22 protein-coding genes and 1 pseudogene are annotated in these 22,788 nt (G+C 72.7%); 9 read left to right on the plus strand and 14 right to left on the minus strand.

The window, feature by feature from the left end; all coding sequences use genetic code 11:
- Window positions 1–3: 3 nt before the first annotated feature.
- From AB0O15_RS08455 to AB0O15_RS08465, 3 genes are read right to left on the minus strand one after another with little or no spacing between them, the layout of a single operon-like run.
- A complete protein-coding gene (locus tag AB0O15_RS08455) occupies window positions 4–2,283 on the minus strand; it encodes a xanthine dehydrogenase family protein molybdopterin-binding subunit (protein ID WP_364315759.1) in 2,280 nt (759 codons plus the stop codon).
- Window positions 2,280–3,263, minus strand: a complete 984-nt coding sequence (locus tag AB0O15_RS08460) for a xanthine dehydrogenase family protein subunit M (protein ID WP_364315761.1) — start codon at window positions 3,261–3,263, stop codon at window positions 2,280–2,282. The genes AB0O15_RS08455 and AB0O15_RS08460 overlap by 4 nt, the downstream gene beginning before the upstream one ends.
- The gene (locus AB0O15_RS08465; RefSeq protein WP_364315763.1) at window positions 3,260–3,748 is read right to left on the minus strand and encodes a 2Fe-2S iron-sulfur cluster-binding protein; all 489 of its coding nucleotides are present in this window, start codon (window positions 3,746–3,748) and stop codon (window positions 3,260–3,262) included. The genes AB0O15_RS08460 and AB0O15_RS08465 overlap by 4 nt, the downstream gene beginning before the upstream one ends.
- Window positions 3,749–3,838: 90 nt before the next feature.
- Between AB0O15_RS08465 and AB0O15_RS08470 the strand changes: the two genes are divergently transcribed.
- Window positions 3,839–4,513: a TetR family transcriptional regulator gene (locus AB0O15_RS08470; RefSeq protein ID WP_364315766.1), complete on the plus strand. Its 675-nt coding sequence runs from the start codon at window positions 3,839–3,841 to the stop codon at window positions 4,511–4,513.
- 145 nt (window positions 4,514–4,658) lie between these two features.
- On the opposite strand, the gene AB0O15_RS08475 is transcribed toward AB0O15_RS08470, so the two are convergent.
- From AB0O15_RS08475 to AB0O15_RS08500, 6 genes are all read right to left on the minus strand, one after another.
- A complete protein-coding gene (locus AB0O15_RS08475) occupies window positions 4,659–5,747 on the minus strand; it encodes a DUF2637 domain-containing protein (RefSeq protein ID WP_364315768.1) in 1,089 nt (362 codons plus the stop codon).
- A 136-nt stretch (window positions 5,748–5,883) separates the two neighbouring features.
- Complete coding sequence (locus AB0O15_RS08480; RefSeq protein ID WP_364315771.1) at window positions 5,884–6,903, minus strand: hypothetical protein; 1,020 nt, start codon at window positions 6,901–6,903, stop codon at window positions 5,884–5,886.
- Window positions 6,904–7,047: 144 nt separating this feature from the next.
- A complete protein-coding gene (locus tag AB0O15_RS08485) occupies window positions 7,048–7,956 on the minus strand; it encodes a hypothetical protein (protein ID WP_364315773.1) in 909 nt (302 codons plus the stop codon).
- Window positions 7,957–8,088: 132 nt separating this feature from the next.
- Entirely contained in the window at window positions 8,089–10,149 is a 2,061-nt protein-coding gene (locus AB0O15_RS08490) for a 3-hydroxyacyl-CoA dehydrogenase NAD-binding domain-containing protein (RefSeq protein WP_364315775.1), read from the minus strand.
- Complete coding sequence (locus tag AB0O15_RS08495) at window positions 10,146–11,336, minus strand: thiolase family protein (protein ID WP_364315778.1); 1,191 nt, start codon at window positions 11,334–11,336, stop codon at window positions 10,146–10,148. Before AB0O15_RS08495 ends, AB0O15_RS08490 begins: the two co-directional genes overlap by 4 nt.
- A gap of 48 nt (window positions 11,337–11,384) precedes the next feature.
- Window positions 11,385–12,629, minus strand: coding sequence for a ribonuclease D (locus AB0O15_RS08500; protein ID WP_364315781.1), 1,245 nt, complete (start codon window positions 12,627–12,629; stop codon window positions 11,385–11,387).
- 232 nt (window positions 12,630–12,861) lie between these two features.
- Here AB0O15_RS08500 and AB0O15_RS08505 point away from each other — a divergent pair, with 232 nt between their 5' ends.
- A complete protein-coding gene (locus AB0O15_RS08505; RefSeq protein ID WP_364315784.1) occupies window positions 12,862–13,896 on the plus strand; it encodes a S1C family serine protease in 1,035 nt (344 codons plus the stop codon).
- Window positions 13,897–13,917: 21 nt separating this feature from the next.
- On the opposite strand, the gene AB0O15_RS08510 is transcribed toward AB0O15_RS08505, so the two are convergent.
- The gene (locus AB0O15_RS08510) at window positions 13,918–14,487 is read right to left on the minus strand and encodes a DUF3000 domain-containing protein (RefSeq protein WP_364315786.1); all 570 of its coding nucleotides are present in this window, start codon (window positions 14,485–14,487) and stop codon (window positions 13,918–13,920) included.
- A gap of 110 nt (window positions 14,488–14,597) precedes the next feature.
- On the opposite strand from AB0O15_RS08510, the gene hemE reads away from it, so the two are divergent.
- Genes hemE through hemQ form a run of 3 tightly spaced genes read left to right on the plus strand, consistent with a single transcriptional unit; the run spans window position 14,598 to window position 17,749 of the window.
- Complete coding sequence (gene hemE / locus AB0O15_RS08515; protein WP_364315789.1) at window positions 14,598–15,620, plus strand: uroporphyrinogen decarboxylase; 1,023 nt, start codon at window positions 14,598–14,600, stop codon at window positions 15,618–15,620.
- Between the two features lie 10 nt (window positions 15,621–15,630).
- Window positions 15,631–17,037, plus strand: coding sequence for a protoporphyrinogen oxidase (gene hemG / locus AB0O15_RS08520; RefSeq protein WP_364315792.1), 1,407 nt, complete (start codon window positions 15,631–15,633; stop codon window positions 17,035–17,037).
- A 7-nt stretch (window positions 17,038–17,044) separates the two neighbouring features.
- On the plus strand, window positions 17,045–17,749 hold the full coding sequence (gene hemQ / locus AB0O15_RS08525) for a hydrogen peroxide-dependent heme synthase (RefSeq protein ID WP_364315794.1): 705 nt from the start codon (window positions 17,045–17,047) through the stop codon (window positions 17,747–17,749).
- Here hemQ and AB0O15_RS08530 read toward each other — a convergent pair.
- Complete coding sequence (locus AB0O15_RS08530) at window positions 17,698–18,192, minus strand: GNAT family N-acetyltransferase (protein ID WP_364315797.1); 495 nt, start codon at window positions 18,190–18,192, stop codon at window positions 17,698–17,700. The two genes, hemQ and AB0O15_RS08530, sit on opposite strands and share 52 nt — an antisense overlap.
- An 88-nt stretch (window positions 18,193–18,280) precedes the next feature.
- Here AB0O15_RS08530 and AB0O15_RS08535 point away from each other — a divergent pair, with 88 nt between their 5' ends.
- The 3 genes and pseudogenes from AB0O15_RS08535 to AB0O15_RS08545 all read left to right on the plus strand — a co-directional run bounded on the left by AB0O15_RS08535 (window position 18,281) and on the right by AB0O15_RS08545 (window position 19,251).
- Window positions 18,281–18,535: an isoamylase early set domain-containing protein gene (locus tag AB0O15_RS08535; protein WP_364315799.1), complete on the plus strand. Its 255-nt coding sequence runs from the start codon at window positions 18,281–18,283 to the stop codon at window positions 18,533–18,535.
- Between the two features lie 30 nt (window positions 18,536–18,565).
- Window positions 18,566–18,961: pseudogene (locus tag AB0O15_RS08540) on the plus strand (NAD(P)H-dependent oxidoreductase); the annotation flags it as partial.
- Between the two features lie 56 nt (window positions 18,962–19,017).
- Window positions 19,018–19,251, plus strand: a complete 234-nt coding sequence (locus AB0O15_RS08545; protein ID WP_364315802.1) for a hypothetical protein — start codon at window positions 19,018–19,020, stop codon at window positions 19,249–19,251.
- A gap of 24 nt (window positions 19,252–19,275) precedes the next feature.
- Here the strand turns inward: AB0O15_RS08545 and AB0O15_RS08550 are convergent, their stop codons facing one another.
- Window positions 19,276–20,379: an MBL fold metallo-hydrolase gene (locus tag AB0O15_RS08550; RefSeq protein ID WP_364315804.1), complete on the minus strand. Its 1,104-nt coding sequence runs from the start codon at window positions 20,377–20,379 to the stop codon at window positions 19,276–19,278.
- A 107-nt stretch (window positions 20,380–20,486) separates the two neighbouring features.
- Between AB0O15_RS08550 and dgt the strand changes: the two genes are divergently transcribed.
- The gene (gene dgt / locus AB0O15_RS08555) at window positions 20,487–21,950 is read left to right on the plus strand and encodes a dGTP triphosphohydrolase (RefSeq protein ID WP_364315807.1); all 1,464 of its coding nucleotides are present in this window, start codon (window positions 20,487–20,489) and stop codon (window positions 21,948–21,950) included.
- Window positions 21,951–21,971: 21 nt separating this feature from the next.
- On the opposite strand, the gene AB0O15_RS08560 is transcribed toward dgt, so the two are convergent.
- Together AB0O15_RS08560 and AB0O15_RS08565 are read right to left on the minus strand one after the other, a co-directional pair.
- Window positions 21,972–22,211 carry a hypothetical protein gene (locus AB0O15_RS08560; protein WP_364315810.1) on the minus strand — a complete coding sequence of 80 codons (240 nt, stop codon included), beginning with the start codon at window positions 22,209–22,211 and terminating at the stop codon, window positions 21,972–21,974.
- 93 nt (window positions 22,212–22,304) lie between these two features.
- Window positions 22,305–22,757 carry a GNAT family N-acetyltransferase gene (locus AB0O15_RS08565; protein WP_364317140.1) on the minus strand — a complete coding sequence of 151 codons (453 nt, stop codon included), beginning with the start codon at window positions 22,755–22,757 and terminating at the stop codon, window positions 22,305–22,307.
- Between the last annotated feature and the right edge of the window lie 31 nt (window positions 22,758–22,788).

Raw genomic sequence — 22,788 nt, forward strand, 5'->3', positions numbered from 1 at the left:
AACCTAGAGCAGGCGGTCCAGGGTCAGCGGGAGTTCGCGGACCCGGACCCCGGTCGCGTGGTGCACGGCGTTGGCCACCGCCGCGGCCACCCCGGTGATGCCGACCTCGCCGACGCCCAGCAGGCCCAGCGGGGTGGTCGGGTCGGGCTCGTCGATGAAGCCGATGTCGATCCGGGGCACGTCGGCGTGCACCGGGACGTGGTATTCGCCCAGGCCCGGGTTCATGATGCGGCCGGAGCGCGGGTCGACCAGCGTCTCCTCGGTCAGGGCGGCGCCGATGCCCATGACCACGCCGCCGCGCAGCTGGCTGGACGCGAGCTTCGGGTTGAGCACCCGGCCCACGTCGAAGACGCCCAGCCAGCGGGTCACCCGTACCTCGGCGGTGTCGGGATCGACCCGCACCTCGCAGAAGTGGGCGCCGGTGGCCGGGTGCACCCAGCGCCGCCGGTCGGCCAGGAACCGGGTCATCATGCGGACCTGACCGGCCGCCTGGCCGAGGCGGGAGTCGGAGCCGGTGCGAGCCTCGATCGACGGGAGACCGGCGTCGCCGAGGATCTCCGAGTACGACCGCCCGGCGCCGTCGGCCCGGAACAGCCCGCCGTCGGTGAACGTCGCATCCCGAAGCGGCGGCGACGAGCGGCGGACGAGGCCCAGCATCGACCGTTTGAGCTGCTCGCACGCCTGGAGGACGGCCGCCGTGGCCGACGACGTCTGTGTCGACCCGGCGGCGCCGGGCGCGGTCGGCTGCTCGCTGTCGCCCAGCTCCACCGTGACCGCGCCGACCGGCACGCCGAGCGCGTCCGCGGTGACCTGCGCGACCACGGTCGCGACGCCGACGCCGATCTCCTGCAGGCCGCTGCGGACCAGCACCGTGCCGTCCGCCCGCAGCCGGACCAGGACGTCGCCGCCCAGATGGACCGGGAGGTGCAGCGCCGCGGCGACGCCCCAGCCGACCAGCCACCGGCCGTCGCGCATGGAACGTGGCTTCGGATCGCGGCCGGACCAGCCGAACTCGCGGGCGCCCCGGGCGTACACCGCACGGAGGTCGCGCCGGGAGAACCGCTGCCGGCCCGTCGGGTTGCGCTCGGGCTCGTTGCGGGCCCGCAGCTCGAGCGGGTCCAGGCCGAGCTCGACGGCCAGCTCGTCGATCGCCGACTCCAGCGCGAACGAGCCCATCGCCTCACCGGGCGCGCGCATGTACGTGTTGGGCAGCGCGTCCACCTCGGCGGTGCTGTGCCGGACCAGGATGGCCGGCGCCGCGTAGAGGTACTGGGACTGCGAGGCCACCGGTTCGACGCCGCCGCCGGCCCGGCCGACCTGGGAGACGCCGGTGTGTACGAGCGCGGTCAGCGTCCCGTCCCGCTGGGCGCCCAGCGCCACCCGCTGCACCGTGGGAGCGCGGCCGCCGACGGTCCGGTTGACCGCCTCGCGGGTCAGCGCCATCCGCACCGGGCGGCCGGTCACCTTGGCCGCGAGCGCGGTCAGCACCGTACCCGCCCAGACCGAGCCCTTCCCGCCGAAGCCGCCGCCGATGAACTCGGCGATCACCCGGACCCCGGCGACCGGTACGCCGAACCGGCGGGCCAGGTGCTTGCGAACCCAGTCGATGTTCTGGGTGGCGTCGTGCACGGTCAGCCGGTCGCCGTCCCACGCCGCCGTGGTCGCGTGCGGCTCGAGCGCGTTGTGGTTCTGACCGGGCGTGGTGTAACGGAGGTCGACGGCCACCGGGGCGGCGGCCAGCGCCTGCTCGGCGTCGCCGGTCTTCACCTCGCCGACCTCGATCAGGCTGCCCTTGACCGGCTTCGGGTGGTCCTGCGCGACGGCGAAGTCGGTGACCGCCGGCCGCGACTCGTAGGAGACCTCGACCAGCCGGGCCGCGGCATGCGCGGCCTCCAGGGTCTCGGCGACCACGACGGCCACCGGCTGGCCGTTCCAGTGCACCTCGTCGGTGTTCAGGTAGTTGATCGGCGTGCCCGGGGCCATCGTGCTCAGGTCCATGATGCTGGGCTTGGCCGACGGGATCATCTTGGGCGCGTTCTGGTGGGTCAAGACTTTGAGCACGCCCGGAACCGCCTCGGCCGCCGTGGTGTCGATCCCGGTGACCCGGCCGCGCGGGATGCTCGCGTGGACCAGGGCGGCATGGGCGATGTCCGCGTACGGGACCTCGGCCGAGAACCGCGCGCCGCCCGAGACCTTGGCGATGCCGTCGACCCGGTCGATCGACCGTCCGACATTCTTGGTGGGTGCCGGGGCGGTCCGGTTCTTCTCCAGCGCCGTGGTCATTCGGGAACCCCCAGTCCTCTGAGAACCGCGACGATCGTGCGCTTGGCCAGCTCGATCTTGAACTCGTTGCCGGGCAGCCCGGTCGCGTGCGCCAGTTCGGCCTCGGCCGCCCGCCGGAAGGTCTCCTCGGTGGCCGGCGCCCCGGTCAGCACCCGCTCGGCCTCGATCGCCCGCCACGGCTTGGCCGCGACCCCGCCGAGGGCGACCCGGGCCGCGGTCACCACGCCGTCCCGGACCTCCAGCGCCGCCGCCACCGACACCAGGGCGAACGCGAACGATGCCCGGTCCCGGACCTTCCGGTACGCCGACCGCCCGGCGATCGGCGCCGGGAGCTCGACCGCCACGATCAGCTCGCCCGGCTCCAGCACGGTCTCCCGCTCGGGGCGGTCGCCGGGCAGCCGGTGGAACTCGACCAGCGGGATCGTCCGGGAGCCGCGCACGCTGTGCACCTCGACCGTGGCGTCCAGCGCGGCCAGGGCCACCGCCATGTCCGACGGGTGCGTCGCGACGCAGTGCTCGCTCGCGCCCAGCACGGCGGCGGCGCGGTGGAAGCCGCCGGCCGCGTCGCAGCCGCTGCCCGGCTCACGCTTGTTGCAGGCCGCGGTGGCGTCCACGAAGTACAGGCAGCGGGTGCGCTGGAGCAGGTTGCCGCCGACCGTGGCCATGTTGCGGATCTGGCCGGAGGCGCCGGACAGCAGGGCCTGGGCCAGCACCGGGTAGCGGGTGCGGACCGCCGGGTGGGCGGCCAGGTGGCTGTTGCGGACGAGCGCGCCGATGCGGAGGCCGCCGTCGGGGAGGACCTCGACCTCGGTCAGCGGCAGCGTGGAGATGTCGACCACGGTGGCCGGGCGCTCGACATCCTGGCGCATCAGGTCGACCAGGTTGGTGCCGCCGGCCAGCGGCTTGGCCCCCGGCTGGTCGGCCAGCGCGCGGACGGCGGTGTCCACGTCGGGCGCGCTGACGTAGGCGAACGACCTCATGACGCCACCTCCCGGATGGCGGTGGCGATCCCGTCGTACGCGCCGCACCGGCACAGGTTGCCGCTCATCCGCTCCTTGATCTCGGCCTCGGTGAGCGGGATGTCGGTCGCGGTCAGGTCCTCGGTGACCGCGCTCGGCGCCCCGGCCCGGTGTTCGGCCAGCATGCCCAGCGCCGAGCAGACCTGGCCCGGGGTGCAGTAGCCGCACTGGAACCCGTCGGCCGCGATGAACGCCCGCTGCAGCGGATGCTCGATGCCCTCGATCGTGGTGATCTCCCGGCCGCCGTACTGCACCGCCAGCGCCAGGCAGGAGGCGATGCGCTCGCCGTCGACCAGCACCGTGCAGGCACCGCAGGCCCCCTGGTCGCAGCCCTTCTTGGTGCCGGTCAGCCCGAGCTCCTCGCGGAGCGCGTCGAGAAGGCTGACCCGCGGGTCGAACTCGACCCGGTGGACCTCGTTGTTCACTCGTAGTTCCACATCGACCATGCCGCCAGGTTAGGGCAACACCGTTCGCTTAACAAGACAACACCGTTGACTTATAGCCGCCGAGATCGGCCGCCACGCTAAAGTCAGCAGGTGAGCGGTTTCGTGCGGGCCCGACGGCCCGAGCAGAAGGAGCAGCGGGCGACCGAGATCCTCGACGCCGCCCGCGAGCTCGCCATCCGCGACGGCGTCGGCCTGGTCAGCCTGGCCGCCATCGCCGCCGAGGTCGGCCTGCACAAGTCGGCGCTGCTCAAATACTTCGGCACCCGTGAGGAGATCTTCCTGCGGCTCTCCGAGGCCGAATGGTCGACCTGGGCCGACGCGGTGATCAAAGACCTCGATGGGGTACGCGACGGAGCCGCCGGCCTGGCCGACGTGCTCGCCCGGTCCATGGCCGACCGGCCGCTGTTCTGCCAGCTGCTGACCCACTCGTCGCTGACCCTCGAACGCAACGTCTCGCTCGACGCGCTGCGCCGGTCGAAGGTCGCGGCCATCGGCGGCACCGAGGCCGTGGTCGACGTGGTCCACCGGCTGCTACCGGACGTTCCGCGGGAGTCCTGCTTCGAGCTGGTGGCGGCGACGGCGCTGATCGCGGCCGGGCTGTGGCAGTCGGCGCACCCGCCGCCGGTGGTCCTCGCCCTCTACGCCGAGCAGGGGGCGTCGAACGGCTTCGCCCGGATCGCCCGGATCGACCTGTTCAGCGAGCTGAGCCGGTTCGTCCGGGTCTTCCTGGCCGGCCTGCGGTGCGAGGCCGACCGCCCGGAGTGATGCGGATAGGTGCGCAGAGCTAGCGATTTCGTTGGCTCTGCGCACTCATACGCAACGAGGCGGCTGTCAGGCGGAGTGATGCGGATAGGTGCGCAGAGCTAGCGATTTCGTTGGCTCTGCGCACTCATATGCAACAGGCCGGGTGTCAGGCGGCGAGGCTGTGGTCGGGGGACTCGCGGCGGATGGTGCGCCAGCGGTTGGTGCTGATGCCCAGGGCGGCGGCCAGGTCGGAGTCGGTGATCTCGGGGCGGTTCTGCCGGATGCGGTTCGCCTCGGCCACGGTCTCGGCCGGGGTGCGGCGGCCCTTCGCGGCCGGGCGGGACTGCTTGGTCGCCTCCGGCGTCAGCTCGGGGATGCGTGCGCCGGGCGGGGTGGCGTGGCCGGCGGGGGTGGTGCGGCCGCCCGTCGTGGCGCGTCCGGCTGGCGTCGTGCGTCCGGCTGTCGTGGCGTGCCCGGCCGGAGTGGCGTGCCCGGTCGGAGTGGCGCGCCCGGCTGTGCTGGTGCGGCCGGCTGTGGTGGCGCGGCCGGAGGTGGTGGCGCGGCCGGAGGTGGTGGGCCGGCTCGTCGGGGTGGGTCGGGGCGCGGGGTCCGGTTGGGGCCTCGGGGACAGCAGGCCGGCGATCTCCGCGGCGGCCTGGGGAGGCAGGGCGCCCGAGACGACCGCACGCTCGACGGTGGCCGAGGTGGTGGACGAGGTGGTGGCCGACGCCGTCGCGGGTGCCAGGTGTGCGGGTGCCGGGTGGGCCGGCGCGGGTGTCACGTGTGCCGCGGCGGGCGCGGGTGCGGCGGCGGGCGCCGACGAAGTGGGTGCGGCGGCGGGGGTCGGCTCGGCCGGGTGTTCCAGGGTGGCGATGCGGCCGGCCAGTTCGACCAGGCAGATGCTGGCCACCACGATCAGGCCGTCGACCGAGAGGGGCAGCAGGTAGGGCGACGCGCCGGTCTCGCCGTAGCGGGCGGCCACCCCGGCCATGTGCCAGTAGGACACCCAGGCGGCGATGCCGGCGATGGTCGCGGTGGCCACCAGGCGGGCGGCGGCCAGCGACCGGCGGTGCACCGGCACCCGGGAGATCAGCTCGACCGTGAGGAGCAGGGCCAGCGGCGGCCAGGCGGCGATGGACTGGCTGATCGGGTTGTCCTGGGCGTGCAGGACGTTTGCCACCACTGATGCGGCCACCCCGAGGAGCAGGGTCGCCCGGACGGCCCAGCGGACGCGGCGAAGCTGCGGGAGGTGCACGGATACTCCTTCACTCGGTGATGGCTGATCAGCGGACCATCCTGACCGGTGAAGATGACGACGCGGCCCTCCGAGGAGAACCGCGTCGTGTTCGTATCTTGATCGATAGACGTATGTGACCGTGTCGGCGGGAGTGTCAGCTTGACTTCTCGATCTCGCCGCGCAGCTTGACGAACTCCTTCTTCGCCGTGGTGATCGACTTGAAGTACCAGATGATCCAGCCCACGCTGCCCTCATCGGCCCAGCCGCAGAGCACCATGTCCACCCCGGACGCATCCGCCTTGCCGCACTTGGCGACGCCACCGAGCGGCCCGGCCGCGACCGACGTGATTCCGGTCACCTTGAGGCCGCCGACCCCGGCGCCGAGGAACGTGCCGTTCAGTTCCTGGGACGGGTTGTCGACGTCCGCCTCGACCCCGGCGATCACCACGATGTTCTGCTTGGCGACCGTTCCGTACAGCGCGCCGACGGTGTTGCGGGCGTTGGGAATGTCGGCCAGGTCGGATTTGAGCTGCTCGGCGACGTCCTTGAACTGGTCGTCGGTCAGCTTCGGCCGGCCGCCCAGGGTGCGCGGTTCGACGATGGAGATCGTCTTGGCCGGCGGCTCGGTGGTCGGCGGCGGGTCGAGCGGCTCGACGCTGGGCAGCGGCGGCGGGGTGTAGTTGTCGACGGCCTCGTCGACGGTGCCGGCGGTGTTCCGCGCGACCAGCACGATCGCCGTGGTGCCGCCGACGCAGAGGACCAGGAAGACGGCGATCGAGACCAGCGTGATCGGCACCGCCCGGGACTTCTTCTTCGGGGCCGGCGTCATCACCGGGTAGCCGGGCGGCGCGTACTGCTGCTGCCCGTAGTCCGGCGGCGGAGGACCGTAGTCCGGCAGTGGTGGGTAGCCGCCCTGCTGCTGCGGCGGCGGGCCCGGATAGGGCTGCGCCGGCTGGTACGGCTGGGTCGGCGGGTACTGCGGCTGCGGCTGCCCGGGGTAGGGCTGGCCGGACGCCGGCTGCCCCGGATAGGGCTGGCCGGGCTGCGGCTGCCCCGGGTAGGGCTGCCCCGACGACGGCGGCGGCCCCGGCTGGGGCGGCTGCGCGTACGGGTCGGAGGCGGGCTGGCCGGACGACCAGGGATCGGGCGGGCCTGGGTACGGCGGCTGCGACATCAAAGCTCCATCGATGTGGGTAACACGCGGAACTCTAGTGCCGTGATCAGGGCATGTCGTCCCCCATCGGCGGGGAGAGATCGCACCGACCGGGCGATACGGCGCGGATCAGGCATGAGATCCGCGCCGCACCGCCGATGCCGGTCAGGCCTTCTTCTCGACCTCGCCGCGGAGGGTGACGAACTCCTTCTCGAGCTGGGCCTTGGTCTTGAAGAACATCGCGAACATGCCGGTGCTGCCGTTGTCCGACCACACGCAGACGGCCATCTTGACGTCCTGCTGGGTGGTGTCGCCGCACTTGGCGATGCCGCCGAGCGGGCCCGGGTCGGTGTCGGTCATGTTCTGGGCGGACATGCCGCCGGAGGCCATCCCGGCGGTGAACTCGTCGAACCGGGCCTGCGCCGAGCCGGAGACCGTGGAGGCCGCGGCCACCATGACGATGTCCTGCTTCTGCACGTTGCCGTACATGGCGCCGACCGAGCTGGTCGCGCCGCCGACCTTGCCGAGCTCCTTGTCGAGCTCGTCGGCCGCGGAGGCCACCGTCGGGTCGGTGATCTTGGCGCGACCGCCCAGGGTGGCCGGCGCGGCCACGGTGATCTTGGCGCCGTCGACGACCTCTTCGACCTTGTCCTTGGCGAAGAACACGACGGCGCCGATGCCGACCGCGCAGAGCACGGCGACGACGGCGACCACGATCAGCGTGATCTTGAGGGCGGAGGACTTCTTCTTGGGCGGCGGGCCACCGGCGGGCGGGCCACCGAACTGCGGCGCGCCACCCTCCGGCGGGAGCGGCGGGTAGCCGCCACCACCGGGCGGCGGGTAGCCCTGGGGCGCGCCCGAGGACTGGCCCGGCGGCGGGTAGCCCTGCGGCGCGCCCGAGGACGGCTGGGCGTACGGGTCGCCGGACTGCGGCTGCCCGTAGGCGCCGCCCTGCGACGGCTGCCCGTAGGTGCCGCCCTGTGACGGCTGGCCATAGCCACCGTCCTGCGACGGCTGGCCGTACGGCTGGCCGTAGGGCTCCTGCGGCTGGGGCGGGTATGGCGGCTGTGACATCTGCTTCTCCAGGGACTACGGCAACCTCGGGCCGACACGGCTTTCCTCGGCGCGCCGGAGCCTACCTATCGCAGGCCATCTGCGCAGACACCCCCGCGCCATTTCGGACACGGGGGCGTCGGATACCGGACATCAGGCGCGAAGGCCGGCCACCCCGCGGGGCAGGAAGCGCTTGCCGGTCACCCGTTCGGCGATGCCGCTGCGGTCCAGGTAAGGGGTCACGCCACCGAGGTGGAACGGCCACCCGGCGCCGAGGACCATGCACAGGTCGATGTCCTGCGCCTCGGCCACCACGCCCTCGTCGAGCATGACGCGGATCTCATCGGCCAGGGCGCCGAGTGCTTTCTCGCGTACCTGATCACCGGTCAACGGCTCGGAACCGGTCTCCAGCAGCGCGCCCAGCTCGGGGTTGATCTCGTCGTCGACGATCAGCGGCAGGCCGGCCTCGACGATCCGGTGCAGGTTCGGGCTGTCGCCGTAACGATCCGGGAACGCTTCGTGAAGTTGCTCACCGACGTGCAGGCCGACGGCCGGTCCGACCAGGTGGAGCAGCTGGATCGGCCGCATCGGCAGGCCCAGCGGGTCGAGCGCGGTGTTCACCGTCTCCAGCGGCGTGCCGGCGTCGATCGCGGCGAACACCTCGCTGGTGAAGCGGGTGAGCAGCCGGTTGACCACGAACGCCGGAGCATCCTTGACCAGCACGCAGGACTTGCGCAGCTCCTTGCCGACCGCGAAGGCGGTGGCCAGGGTGGCGTCGTCGGTGCGCCCGCCGCGGATGATCTCGAGCAGCGGCAGCACGGCGACCGGGTTGAAGAAGTGGAAGCCGACCACCCGCTCGGGGTGCTCCAGGTCGGCGGCCATCGCGGTCACCGACAGCGAGCTGGTGTTGGTGGCCAGCACCGCCTCGGGCGAGACGATCTTCTCCAGCTCGGCCCAGACCTGCTTCTTCACGTCGAGGTTCTCGAAGACCGCCTCGATCACGAAGTCGGCGTCGGCGAACACCGACTTGTCGACCGAGCCGCTGACCAGGCCGAGCAGCTTGGCCGCGTCACCGGGGGAGAGGCGGCCCTTGCCGGCCAGCTTCTCGATCTCGGCGTGCACGTACCCGACGCCCTTGTCGACCCGGGTCTGGTCGAGGTCGGTCAGCACCACCGGCACCTGCAACCGGCGGGCGAACAGCAGCGCCAGCTGGGAGGCCATCAGGCCGGCGCCGACGATGCCGACCTTGGTGACCTTGCGCGCCAGTTCCTGGCCGGGCGCGCCGACCGGCCGCTTCGCCCGGCGCTGGACCAGGTCGAACGCGTACAGGCTGGCCCGCGACTCGTCGCCCATGATCAGGTCGGCCAGCGCCTCGGTCTCGGCCGCCGTGCCGTCGGCGAACGAGGCCTCCTTGGCCAGGGCGAGCAACTCGAGGGCCTTGTTGGCCGACGGCACCGCGCCGTGCAGCCGCTCGTCGAGCTGCTGCTTGGCGAAGAACAGCACGCCGTCCCACATGTCCTTGTCGACCTCGGGCCGCTGCACGGTGATCTCCCCGCGCACCACCCCGGCCGCCCACTCCAGCGACCGCTCCAGGAAGTCGGCCGGTTCCAGCAGCACGTCGGCCACGCCCAGCTCGGCCGCCTGCTTCGGGCGCAGCACCTTCTGGGTGAGCGGGTTCTGCAGGATCACCTGGGCCGCGCCGGGCGCGCCGATCAGGTTGGGCAGCAACTGGCTGCCGCCCCAGCCGGGGATCAGGCCGATCGCGACCTCGGGCAGGCCGAGCGCGGCGGCGCCACCGGAGACCGTGCGGTAGTGGCAGTGCAGGGCCACCTCGAGGCCGCCACCGAGCGCCGCGCCGTTGATGAAGGCGAACGTCGGAATGTCGGAATCCTTGAGCCGTGCGAACACGCGGTGACCCAGCTCGCCCAGCTCGAGCGCCTGCTCCCGGGACGTGATCAGCGGCATGCCGGTGATGTCGGCGCCGACACAGAAGATGTACGGCTTGCCGGTGATCGCCACGAAGGCCGGTTCGGCGTCGAGGGCCGTGGTGATCGCCGCGTCCAGCGACGCCAGGCCGGCCGGCCCGAAGCTGTTCGGCTTCTTGTGGTCGAAGCCGTTGTCCAGGGTGATCAGCGCGACGGGCCGGTCGAGGCCGGGTGTGCTGAAGACACGGACGAGCGCTTTGGTCACGACCTCGTTCGGGTTCTCGATCACTTGCCCTCCCAGGCCGGGTTCTCCCAGATCACGGTGCCGCCCATGCCGATGCCGATGCACATGGCGGTGAGGCCGTAGCGGACCTCGGGGTGCTCGGCGAACTGGCGCGCGAGCTGCGTCATCAGCCGGACGCCGGAGGAGGCCAGCGGGTGGCCCACGGCGATCGCGCCGCCCCACGGGTTGACCCGCGGGTCGTCGTCGGCGATGCCGAAGTGGTCGAGGAAGGCGAGCACCTGCACGGCGAACGCCTCGTTGAGCTCGAACAGCCCGATGTCGGAGATGGTCAGCCCGGCCAGCCGGAGCGCCTTCTCGGTGGACGGGATCGGGCCGTATCCCATGACCTCGGGCTCGACGCCGACGAAGCCGTACGACACCAGCCGCATCGCGACCGGCAGGCCCAGCTCGCGGGCGGTCGCCTCGTCGGCCAGCAGGGCCGCGGTGGCGCCGTCGTTGAGGCCGGCCGCGTTGCCCGCGGTCACCCGGCCGTGCGGGCGGAACGGGGTCTTGAGCGTGGCCAGCTTCTCCATCGAGGTCTGGCGGGGCGCCTCGTCGGCCGCGGCCAGGCCCCAGCCCGCCTCGGCGCTGCGGGTGGCCACGGTGACCAGGTCGGGCTGGAGCTTGCCGTTGGCGTACGCCTTGGCCGTCTTCTCCTGCGAGGCCAGCCCGAAGGCGTCGGCCCGCTCCTTGGTGATGCCGGGCAGGCGGTCGTGCAGGTTCTCCGCCGTCGAGCCCATCACCAGCGCGGACGGGTCGACCAGCTTCTCGGCCAGGATGCGCGGGTTGGGGTCGACGCCCTCGCCCATCGGGTGGCGGCCCATGTGTTCGACGCCGCCGGCGATGGCGATGTCCATCTGGCCCATCGCGATGCCGCCGGCCACCGTGGTGACGGCCGTCATGGCGCCGGCGCACATGCGGTCGATCGCGTACCCCGGCACGGTCTTGGGCAGGCCGGACAGCAGGGCCGCGGTGCGGCCGATGGTCAGGCCCTGGTCGCCGGTCTGGGTGGTGGCCGCGATCGCGACCTCCTCCACCCGCTCGGGTGGCAGCTGCGGGTTGCGGCGCAGCAGCTCTCGGATACAGCGGATCACCAGGTCGTCGGCACGGGTCTCGGCGTACATGCCGCCGGCCTTGCCGAACGGGGTGCGGACGCCGTCGACAAAGACGACCTCCCGGACTTCACGGGGCACAGCAAGCCTCCTGACAAGCGGGGTCAGGCGAATGCTACCCGCGAGTAACTACGCCTCGCCAGCGCCCGCCGCAGAAGGATCCGGCAACACCTCGGCCAGTCCTTCGGCGATCAGCCCGATCTGCCAGGCCCGGGCGCCGAAACCGCGCAGCGTGTCGCCCACGGTCTGCGGGCTGACCTCGTCCGGCGGCGCCCAGGCCAGCCGGCGGATGAAGTCGGGGCTGATCAGGTTCTCCGGCGGGAGCGTGTGTGCCTCGGCGGTGCCGACCACCACCTGGCGGCAGCGCTGCAGGCGGGCGGCGGCCACCGGGTCGCGCTCGGCCCAGCGGTGGGGCGGGGGCGGGCCCTCGACCGGCTGGTTCACCGGCAGAGCCTCGTCCGGCAGGGCCCGGGCCTCGTCCAGCGCGTCGAGCCAGACCCGGGCCAGCCGGCGCACCGAGCGGCCGCCGAAGCCGGGCAGGCCGAGCAGGGTTTTCTCGTCCTTCGGGTCGAGTTCGGCCGCCGCGATGATCGCCGAGTCGGGCAGCACCCGGCCGGGCGCCGAGTCGCGACGGGCGGCGACACCGTCCCGGGCGTACCAGAGGGAGCGGACCCGGGACTGGGCGCGGGCGCCGCGGACGCGGTGTATTCCGGAGGTGCGGCGCCAGGGGTCGGGGCGGACCCGGGGCGGGCGGTCGGCCGTGGCCACCAGGGCGGCGAACTCCTCGGCGGCCCAGGCCGCCTTGCCCTGCCGCTCCAGCTCGGCGGCCAGGTGGTCGCGCAGGTCGGTGAGCATCTCGACGTCCAGGGCGGCGTACGTCAGCCAGGACTCCGGCAGCGGCCGGGTCGACCAGTCGGCGGCCGAGTGGTGCTTCTCCAGCGTGAAGCCGAGCAGGTTCTCGGTCAGCGCGGCCAGCCCGACCCGCTCGAAGCCGGCCAGGCGTGCCGCCAGCTCGGTGTCGAACAGCCGCCGCGGCCGCATGCCCAGCTCGGCCAGGCAGGCCAGGTCCTGGCTGGCCGCGTGCAGCACCCACTCGCTGTCGGCCAGGGCGGCGTCGAGCGTACGCAGGTCGGCCAGCGGCATCGGGTCGATCAGCACGGTCCCGGCGCCCTGCCGGCGCAGCTGCACCAGGTAGGCCCGCTGGGTGTAGCGGTAGCCCGAGGCGCGCTCGGCGTCCACCGCCACCGGCCCGGTGCCGCCCGCCATCCGGGCGACCACCTCGGCCAGCTCGTCGGTGGATTCCACCGGGCGTGGGGTGCCGTCACGGGGGGCGGTCAGCGGGACGGGACCATCGGGCTCAGACGGGTCGGGCACGTCAAGCGGTCCGTCTCCGGCAACCTCCGGGGCGTCCCGACGGCGCACGGGTGCTTCGTCGGTCACACCGTAACCGTACGGGGGTACCCACTCTCCCGTGTGCAGCGGTCCCGGCGCGTCGATCCACACGGCGTCCACGGCGCGGAAATTCTCCGTTCGAAACACATCCGTATCGGCGCTCCGGTGCGTATTACCCGCCGGAGCGCCGAGAGCCCGGGGAGGCCGCACCGCGATGACCGCCATGCACGAGCCGTACGGACAGCGCGGCATGCCCGGACCACGACGGCCCGAGGACCTGCGACCCGCCGTCGACCCCTGGGAGACCGGCGAGCACATCTTCCGGTCCCAGTGGGACACCGGCGAGCAGCGCGCCCTGGACGTCGAGTGGGAGCTGGGGCAGCAGACGCGGTTCCCGCAGCGGCCGTCGCACGTCGGTCATCCCCGGCCGGCCCGGGCGCAGCATGCTGCGCCCGTACCCCACCGATCGTTCTCGGAACCGGGGCCGAAGAACCGGGGCCGCGGCCGGGGCGGGATGATCGCGATCGTGCTGGCCGTCGTGCTGGTGATCTTCGGCGCGTTGGTGGTGTGGCGGCTGGAGAGCGGCAACAGCAAGCTGTCGGCCGAGCTGGCCACCGAGCGCGACCGGGCCGTCGCCTTGAACAACCGCACCGAGAAGCTGGAGAAGCGGCTGGCGGGCGTCCTCGACCCGGAGGCGGTCTCGTCCGGCGTGCTGCCGAGCGTGTTCCGGGTGCGGGCGGGCGACTTCACCGGCACCGCGTTCTCGATCGGCGACAGGGCGGCCAAGGGCAAGGCCAACATGCTGACCAACTACCACGTGGTCGAGTCGGTCTGGGCGGCCGGCGACAAGAAGGTCTTCCTGGAGCGGGGCAAGGACGAGGTCAGCGCCACGATCGTCAAGGTCGACAAGGACAAGGACCTGGCGTTGCTGCGCGCGGACCGGGCGATCAAGGGGCTCGAGCCGGCCCCGGCCGAGGTCAAGCCCGGTCAGCAGATCGTCGTGGTGGGCGCGCCGCTGGGCCTGGAGGACTCGGTCACCACCGGCGTGGTCAGCGCCTACCGGCCGAGCGAGCAGGACGCGCAGAGCATCCAGTTCGACGCGCCGATCAACCCGGGCAACTCCGGTGGGCCGGTGGTGAACGCCGGTCAGCAGGTCGTCGGCCTGGCCACGGCCAAGGCGCGGGACGCCGAGGGCATCGGCCTGGCAGTGTCGATCAAGGACGCCTGCGCGGCCTTCAAGGTCTGCTAGGCGTTTCCCGCGTCGTTCTTCCTACGTCGTCGCTCGATGCCGGTCGGCGATCGCCGAGACCCCGGGCGGCGGCAGGCCGGCGGTCGACGCCAGCATCGCGCACCAGCCCTCGAGGTGGGCCGCCAGCTCGACCGAGGTGGGCGTCCACGATGCCCGGATCTCCAGGTCGGCGGTGGGTTCGGGGCCGGCCAGCTCGCCGAAGCGGGTGGAGGTGGTCTGCGTGATGGTGCCGCCGATCGCGGTGTACGCGGCCGCGTGCTGCTCGAGGCCGTCGGTCAGCCAGGTCCAGGCCACGGCGGGCAGCAGCGGGTCGCCGGCCATGTCCGACTCGAGCTCCGCCGTGATCAGCGTGACCAGGCGCAGGTCGCCCTGCCAGGCCTCGTGACCGGCCGGCTCGTGCAGCAGGATCAGCCGGCCGCTGGCCACCTCGTCGCCGGCCCGCAGCACGGTGGCGCTGAGCGCGAAGGCGTACGTGGCCAGGCGCTGCGGCGCGGCGATCTCCTCGAGCAGAATCTCGTCTCGCGGGGCGGCCGCCCGGAGCCCGGCGACGGCGCGGGTGAACGCCTCGGGAGCCGCGGGGGTGGGCGTCATGCGGTGAAGCGTATGCCGATCACCCCTGTCCGTCGTCGATCGCCGCGCCGCGTGGCACACACAGTGGGCAAGGTAATCCCGCCCTTATGCCACATGGCACCATGGGGCGAGTGACCACGACACCCCGAGATTCGGCATTCGTCCGTGCCTGCCGTGGCCTGCCGGTGCCGCACACGCCGGTCTGGTTCATGCGACAGGCCGGCCGGTCACTGCCGGAATACCGCAAGATCCGCGAGGGCATCGGCATGCTCGACTCCTGCCGCCGACCGGATCTGGTCACGGAGATCACCCTGCAGCCGGTACGCCGGCACGGGGTGGACGCCGCGATCGTGTTCAGCGACATCGTGGTGCCGCTGGCCGCGGCCGGCGTCTCGCTGGACATCGTGGCCGGCACGGGTCCGGTGATCGCCTCGCCGATTCGGTCCGCCGCCGATCTCGCTCAGCTCGGCCGCCCGGTCGATGTCGGATTTGTCGGTGAGGCCGTCCGGCTGCTCGTCGCCGAGCTCGGGCCGACGCCGTTGATCGGCTTCGCGGGGGCGCCGTTCACGTTGGCCAGCTACCTCATCGAGGGTGGGCCGTCGAAGAACTACCTGCGGACAAAAGCCATGATGTACGGCGATCCGGATCTGTGGCATGAGCTGCTCGGTCGCCTCGCCACGATCACCCTCGAGTTCCTGCGCGTCCAGGCGGCCGCCGGGGTCAGCGCCGTCCAGCTCTTCGACTCCTGGGCCGGGGCGCTCTCGCAGGCCGACTACCGGCGCTTCGTGCTGCCCCACTCGGCCGCGGTGCTCAGTGGCCTGGCCGAGTTCGACATCCCCCGGATCCACTTCGGCGTCGGCACGTCGGTGCTGCTGGGCGCGATGGGCGAGGCGGGCGCGGACGTGGTCGGGGTCGATTGGCGTACGCCGCTGAGCACCGCCACCCACCAGATCGGCCCGGACCGCGCCGTGCAGGGCAACCTCGACCCGGCGGTGCTGTTCGCGCCCTGGCCGGCGGTCGAGGCCGAGGCGCTGCGGGTGCTGGCCGAGGGCCGGGCCGCGCCGGGTCACGTCTTCAACCTCGGCCACGGTGTGCTGCCGGACACCGACCCCGACGTCCTGACCCGGCTCGTCGACCTGATTCATCGCTCGTAGGCTTTGTCTCGTGCGGAAGCGGGTTGCGATCGTCGGCGGAGGCATCGCCGGGCTCGCGGCCGCCCTCAAGGTGCGTGATCTGGCGCCGCCCGAGACCGAGATCATCGTGTACGAGCAGAGCGGCGTCCTCGGCGGCAAGCTGCGGACCGGCCGGCTGGCCGGCGTCACGGTGGAACGCGGGGCCGAGTCCTTCCTGATGAGCGCCCCGACCGGCGGGCCGTCCGCGGCCGCCCGCCTCGCCGCCCGGCTCGGCCTCCCCATCGTCCACCCCGCCGCGGTGCCCGCCGCCGTCGCCGCCTCCGCTCCCCCCAGTGGTGGCCCAGCGCGGCATCCGGCGCTCGGAAGCCGGGCTGAGCCACCACTGTCTCCGCTGCCGGCGGGAACGCTGATGGGCATCCCTCGCGAGTCGCCCGAGGTCCCCACGGCCGATCCGCTGCTGGCCCCCGGCGCGGACATCTCGGTCGGCGATCTGGTGTCCGCCCGCCTCGGGCCCGAGGTCGTCGACCGGCTGGTCGACCCGCTGCTCGGCGGGGTCTACGCCGGCCGGGCATCCGATCTGTCCCTGGCCACCACGATTCCCGCCCTGGCCGCCGCGGCCCGGTCGGCCCACACCCTGTCCGAGGCGGTCCGCGCGGCCCAGGCGGCCTCGAAGCGTGCGCCCGGCACACCGGTCTTCGGCGCGGTCGACGGCGGCATGACCCAGCTGGTGGCGGCGGTCGCGGCGGCCTGCGGCGCCCGGATCAGCCTGGGCCTGCCGGTCCGCGAGCTGGCGCCGGCCGCGACCGGCTGGCGGCTGCGGCTCGGCCCGGTCCCGGCCACCCAGACCGACGACGTCGACGCGGTCGTCCTGGCCGTGCCCGCCCGGGCCGCCGCCCGCCTGCTCGACGGCGTCGACCCGCTCGCCGCGGCCACCGTCGGCCGGCTCGACTACGCCAGCGTGGCCCTGGCCGGCTTCGCGCTGCCGCCGGGCACGACGCTGCCCGTTCTCTCCGGCTTCCTCGTTCCGCCCAGCCGCGGCACGCTGGTCAAGGCGGCCACCTTCCTCACCCGCAAGTGGACCCATCTGACCGGCGAGGACGGCCCGGTCATCGTGCGCGCCTCGCTCGGCCGGTACGGCGAGGAGGCCCGGCTCCAGCCCGACGACCGGACGCTGCTGGCCACCGCCCACGCCGAACTGGCCGAGCTGATCGGCGCGCCGCTGCCCGACCCGGCCGAGGCCTGGGTGCAACGCTGGGGTGGCGGACTACCGCAGTACGCCCCCGGCCACCTCGATCGGGTTGCCGCGGTGCGGGCCGCGATCGCCGGGCGGCCCAGTCTGGCGCTGGCCGGCGCGGCCTACGACGGCGTCGGCATCCCGGCCTGCGTGGCCAGCGGGGAAGCCGCCGCCGAGACCGTCTGCAAGACCCTGGAGGACTGAGGAGAGCATGAGCGACCAGCAGAGCAACGCCGCCCGGATCAACGAGCTGAACTCGACCATCCGCTACACGATGTGGTCGGTGTTCCGGTCCTCGTCGCCGTTGCCGGCCCTCCGGGACGAGGTGGCGGGTGAGGTCGACGCGCTGTTCGAGCAGCTCGCCGGCAAGGACGTGACGGTGCGGGGCACGTACGACGTGGCCGGGCTGCGCGCCGACGCCGACGTGCTGATCTGGTGGCACTCGGCGTCGCCGGACGCCCTTCAGGAGGCGTACTCGCTGTTCCGCCGGACCGCGCTGGGCCGGCATCTCGACCCGGTGTGGTCGCAGATGGCCCTGCACCGGCCGGCCGAGTTCAACAAGAGCCACCTGCCGGCGTTCCTGGCCGGCGAGGAGCCCCGGCCGTACATCTGCGTCTATCCGTTCGTCCGCTCCTACGAGTGGTATCTGCTTCCGGACGAGGAGCGCCGGGCGATGCTGGCCGAGCACGGGCGGATGGCCCGCGGCTACCCGGACGTGCGGGCCAACACGGTGGCGTCGTTCGCGCTCGGCGACTACGAGTGGATGCTCGCCTTCGAGGCGGACGAGCTGCACCGGATCGTCGATCTCATGCGCGACCTGCGGGCGTCCGGCGCGCGCCGGCACGTACGCGAGGAAGTGCCCTTCTACACCGGCCGCCGGCGCTCGCTCACCGAGCTGGTGGCCGCGCTTCCCTGAGCGTCCCTCGCCATCGGGATGTGGGGGATGCCGTCCTCGACGTAGTCCGGGCCGGTCGGCCGATAGCCGAAGCCGCCGTAGAAACCGGCGAGATGCGCCTGGGCGTCCAGCACGCTCGGGCGGTGGCCGACGATCGTGATCGCCTCGTCCATGATCTTCTTGCCCAGCCCGCGGCCGCGGGCCTCCGGCGCGGTGAGCACGCGGCCGATCCGGAGCGCGTCGCCGTCGTCCAGAATGCGGAGATACGCGAGGATCCGATCGCCCTCGGTCAGGTATACATGCCGCGTTCCGGGCTCGGTGTCCCGGCCGTCCAGCTCCGGGTACGGGCACTTCTGCTCAACCACGAAGACGTCCACGCGCAGCCTCAGGATCGCGTAGAGCGTGGTGGTGTCGAGGTCGGCGAACGAGGCGGCTCGTGTTTCCAGCGGGGGCTCGGGTCGCATTCCGCCAGGTTACGGGCGGCGCGTCGGCACACCCAACGCGACTGCGCGTTGTCAGCATAGGAACCCGGATCCGTGTTGGAGGGACATCATGATCAAGCGCAGCAAGCTCTTCGGAAACAAGACCCGGGTCACCTTCTGTCTGCCCGCCGACCAGCCGGCCGGCCCGGTCAGCGTGGTCGGCTCGTTCAACGACTGGCAGCCCGGCGAGCACGAGCTCAAGGTGCGGCGGGACGGGACCCGGACGATCAGCCTGCGGCTCGACCCCGGCCACTACGCGTTTCGCTACCTGGGCACCGGCGGCAACTGGTTCGATGACGAGAACGGTTCGGAACTCAGGCTCTAGGCGTTACCGGGGGCCGTTCCTGGGCACGCCGAGGACGTGACCTGGGCCGACGCGGTGCTCTTCGGCTCGCCCACCCGGTACGGCAACATCGCCAGCCAGCTCAAGCAGTTCCTCGACACGCTCGGCCCGCAGTGGGGCCAGGGGCTGCTCGCCGACAAGGCGTACGCCGGCTTCACCTCGACCATGACCAAGCACGGCGGCCAGGAATCCACCCTCCTGGCCCTGTACAACACCATCCACCACTTCGGCGGCATCCTCGTGGCGCCCGGCTACACCGACCCGGTCAAGTTCGGCGACGGGAACCCGTACGGCGTCTCGCACGTCACCGGCGGCAACAACGACGCCCCGCTGACCGACGAGGTCTACGCCGCCCTCGACCACATGGCCGAGCGGATCGTCCGCATCGCGGGCAAGCTCAGCGCGTGACGCCGCTTTTCCCCGGTTCAAACCGAAAATGACTCATTTCTGGCTAACCTGTGGGCATGACTGTTCACGATGGTGCCGAACTGCACAAGCGGGTTGAGCGTTACGAGGCCGCGATCGACGAACTGCGTGCCTCCCACCAGGACATCAAGGACGTCCTGACCGACCAGGTCCTGTTCGAGCGCTGGCGGCAGGTGGGCGCGGAACTCGGCTTCTCCGCGACCACCACGCCGCCGCGCGAGACCACCCCGGCCGGCATGCAGATCCCGGAGATGAGCGAAGCCTGGAGCTGACGCCGCCGTCGGCCACGAGGTCGCTCAGGCGACCGACTGCCACCAGCCGTCGACCGGGGGCGGGGCGTCGACCTCGACGCGTTCGCCGGGGCGGGGGATCGCCAGCCGGACGTCGCGGGCCTTGGCCTCGGCCCAGACGCGGTCGGCCGGCTCGGCCCAGTCGTGCATGGCCAGGTTGAAGGTGGCCCAGTGGACCGGGATCATCAGGCCGCCCTGGACGTCGACGTGGGTCGCCACGCCGTCCTCCGGGAGCATGTGGATGTCGGGCCACTGATCGCCGTACGCGCCGATCTGCACCAGGGTGACGTCGAACGGGCCGTGCTCGCGGCCGATCTCGGCGAAGCCGTCGAAGTAGCCGGTGTCGCCGGAGTAGAACGCCTTCCGGGCCGGGCCGGCGATCACCCAGGACGCCCACAGCGTCTCGTCGCGGCTGAGGCCGCGGCCGGAGAAGTGGCGCGCGGGGGTGGCGATGAACTCGACGCCGGCCACCGAGTGGCGCTCGTTCCAGTCGAGCTCGACGATGCGGGTCGGCGGGACACCCCAGCGTTCCAGGTGGGCGCCGACGCCCAGCGGCACCAGGAACGGCGCCGCCTGCAGGTCGACCAGGTTGCGGATGGACTCCATGTCCAGGTGGTCGTAGTGGTCGTGGGAGATCAGGATCGCGTCGAGCGGCGGCAGCTCGCGGAGGGCCACCGGCGGCTCGTGCAGGCGCCGCGGGCCGGCCACCCGGGACGGCGAGCAGCGGTCGCTCCACACCGGGTCGATCAGGATCCGGCGGCCCTCGATCTCGATCAGCGCGGACGAGTGGCCGTACCAGATCACCGAGAGGTCGGACGACGCCGGCGCCGGAGTGACCACCGGGATCGGCGCGTGCGGGTGCCGGCGGTCCCGGTCGCGGAGCGACGCGACGATCATCGCGGGCATGGCGCCGGGGGTCAGCAGCTCGGTGGCGGGGACGGTGTTGCGGAACTTGCCGTCCCGGAACTGGGGTGAGCGCCGCATCCGCTCGAGCCGGGCGCCGGACGCGCGGCGAGCCCCCATCTGCCCGGGAAGGTCCTTCACAAGCCAGGCCAATGCCGCGCCCGCACCCAACGCCACCAGTGCGCCGGTCCGTCCTCTGTTAGCCATTACCCATACCTTCCGGTTGCCCCTGACGATCCCCAGCATGACCGGGACCGGGCCCAGGATGCCACCGGGCCTCTCAGCCCCATCTCAGCTTCCCTAGGATTTGTTTCATGACAGATCCCCGCGCCCGACGGATGTTCGGCGACGGCCTGGTGGCGCCGGGCGATCTGGCCCTGAGCCCGTACCGGGTCGACCGGGACCGCATCGTGAGCAGCCCGTTCTTCGCCCGGCTGGGCGGTGTGACCCAGGTCATCAGTCCGGGCGGGATGGGCCTGCTGGTGCACAACCGGCTCACCCACAGCCTCAAGGTGGCCCAGGTGGCCCGGGCCATCGCCGAACGGCTGGCCGGCGGCGACCACGGCGCGCTGCTGGAGAAGCTGGGCGGCTGCGACCCGGACGTGGTGGAGGCGGCGGCGCTGGCCCACGACCTGGGGCACCCCCCGTTCGGGCACCTGGGCGAGCGGACCCTCGACCAGCTGGCCCGGCAGCGGCTCCGGCTGCGGGACGGGTTCGAGGGGAACGCGCAGTCGTACCGGATCGTGACCAGCACCGAGATCCGCGGGCAGGCCACGATCGGGCTGAACCTGACCGCCGCGACCCGGGCCGCGATCCTCAAGTACCCCTGGACCCGGCGCTCGCATCCGGTGCCACACCCGCGCTTCCTCGACCCGGCGCCGCGCGGGGCGGCGGCGCCGGTGGACGACCCGGACGGCGGGTCGCTGAAGTTCGGCGCGTACTCCACCGAGGTGGACGACATGACGCAGGCCCGGGCGCCGTTCGCCGGGCGGGTCGCGGACTGGCAGCAGACGGTCGAGGCCTCGGTCATGGACACGGCCGACGACATCGCGTACGCGATCCATGATCTCGAGGATGTGCATCGGGTCGGCGTGCTCCAGCCGGGGGCGGTGGCGGCCGAGCTGACCGCCTGGCAGCGGCATTCCGCGTCGGAGACCGGACCGGGCAGCGCGATCGAGTCGCTGCGCCGCCAGCTGCACCGCAAGGACGCCTGGATGGCCGACGACGAGGCGTTCGCGGCGGCGGTCGAGAAGGTCCGGGCCGAGCTGGTGGACGGGCTGCTGGCCGCGCCGTTCGACGGTTCGCTGCGGGCCGAGGCCCAGGTCGCGGCGTTCTCGGCGACGTGGACCCAGCGGCTGGTCGAGTCGGTGACGGCGACCGATCAGCCGGCCGTCCGCTCCGGGCACGTGCTGCTGGCCCCGGCCCAGTGGCACGAGGTGCAGATCCTCAAGTTCGTCCAGAACCGGTTCGTGCTGGCCCGCCCCGACCTGGCCCTGCACCAGCGTGGTCAGGCCCGCCTGCTGGCCACCCTGGTGGAGGCGCTGCTGGCCTGGCTGACCGACCCCGACGAGACCGACCGGCTGCCGACCCGGCTGCGTGACCTGGTCGAGCTGGCCGAGGCCGAGCTTCCGGAGGGTACGCCGGACCGCACGTCCCGGGCGCGCGGCCGGGCGGTCATCGACTTCGTGGCGGCCCTGACCGACAACCAGGCGATCGGCCTGATGGACGCGCTGACCGGCCGGACCCGCCAGCTCTGGACCGACGCGTTCGTGCTCTGAGGCCGGTGACCGGGCCGAAGGTCAGGCGGTGCGGCCGCGGGGGCGGTTGCGGGCCGGGCCCTGGGGGCCGCGGCTGACCGGGCTGGCCGGCGCCGGGGGCTCGTCGGCCAGGCGCCGGCCGACGCGGATGAGCGCGTCGCCGATCCGGTGCCGCAGCTGGTGCGGATCACGGACCTGGGCGACCAGCCTCGACTGCTCGGCCTGGCGCAGCAGGTCGTCGCGGCGCAGGTCGGCGGCCGTGTTGATCGGGTAGGGATACATGATGTCGCCTCTCCGATATCATCTTTTGCCCGCAAATCGGGACGACCTGGACTCTACCCAGGGCTCCGGCCCGGCCGCTCGCGCCTGACGAAATCAGAGCGGTCGCTTCATGCCGACATGGGTGGCCTCGAAGCCCAGAGACGCGTAGAAGCGGTGGGCCGCGGTGCGGTTGTTGTCGGTGGTGAGCTGGGCCAGCGCGGCGCCCCGGGCCCGGCCCCGGTCGAGCGCCCAGGTCATCATCGTGCGGCCGAGGCCACCGCCCCGGCGGTCCGAGCGGACCCGCACCGCCTCGATCGTCATCCGGGAGGCGCCGCCCCGGCTCAGCGACGGCGTGAAGGTCAGCTGGAACGTCCCGGCGATCTCGTCACCGTCGAGGGCGACGATCAGCTCGTTGGCGGGATCGGCGTCGATGGCCTCGAAGGCCGCCCAGTGCGCCGCGTCCGCCGCCTCGGACACGGCCCCGTCGCGGGCCCGGCTCACGTCGTCGTCGGCGTAGAGGGCGAGAATCTCGGGTACGTCGGCGCGTTCGGCCAGGCGAAAGGTCAACACGCGGCCATCCTGACACGCCCTGTCGGAT

It is taken from the genome of Actinoplanes sp. NPDC089786 (assembly GCF_040684855.1).
GTDB lineage: Bacteria > Actinomycetota > Actinomycetes > Mycobacteriales > Micromonosporaceae > Actinoplanes.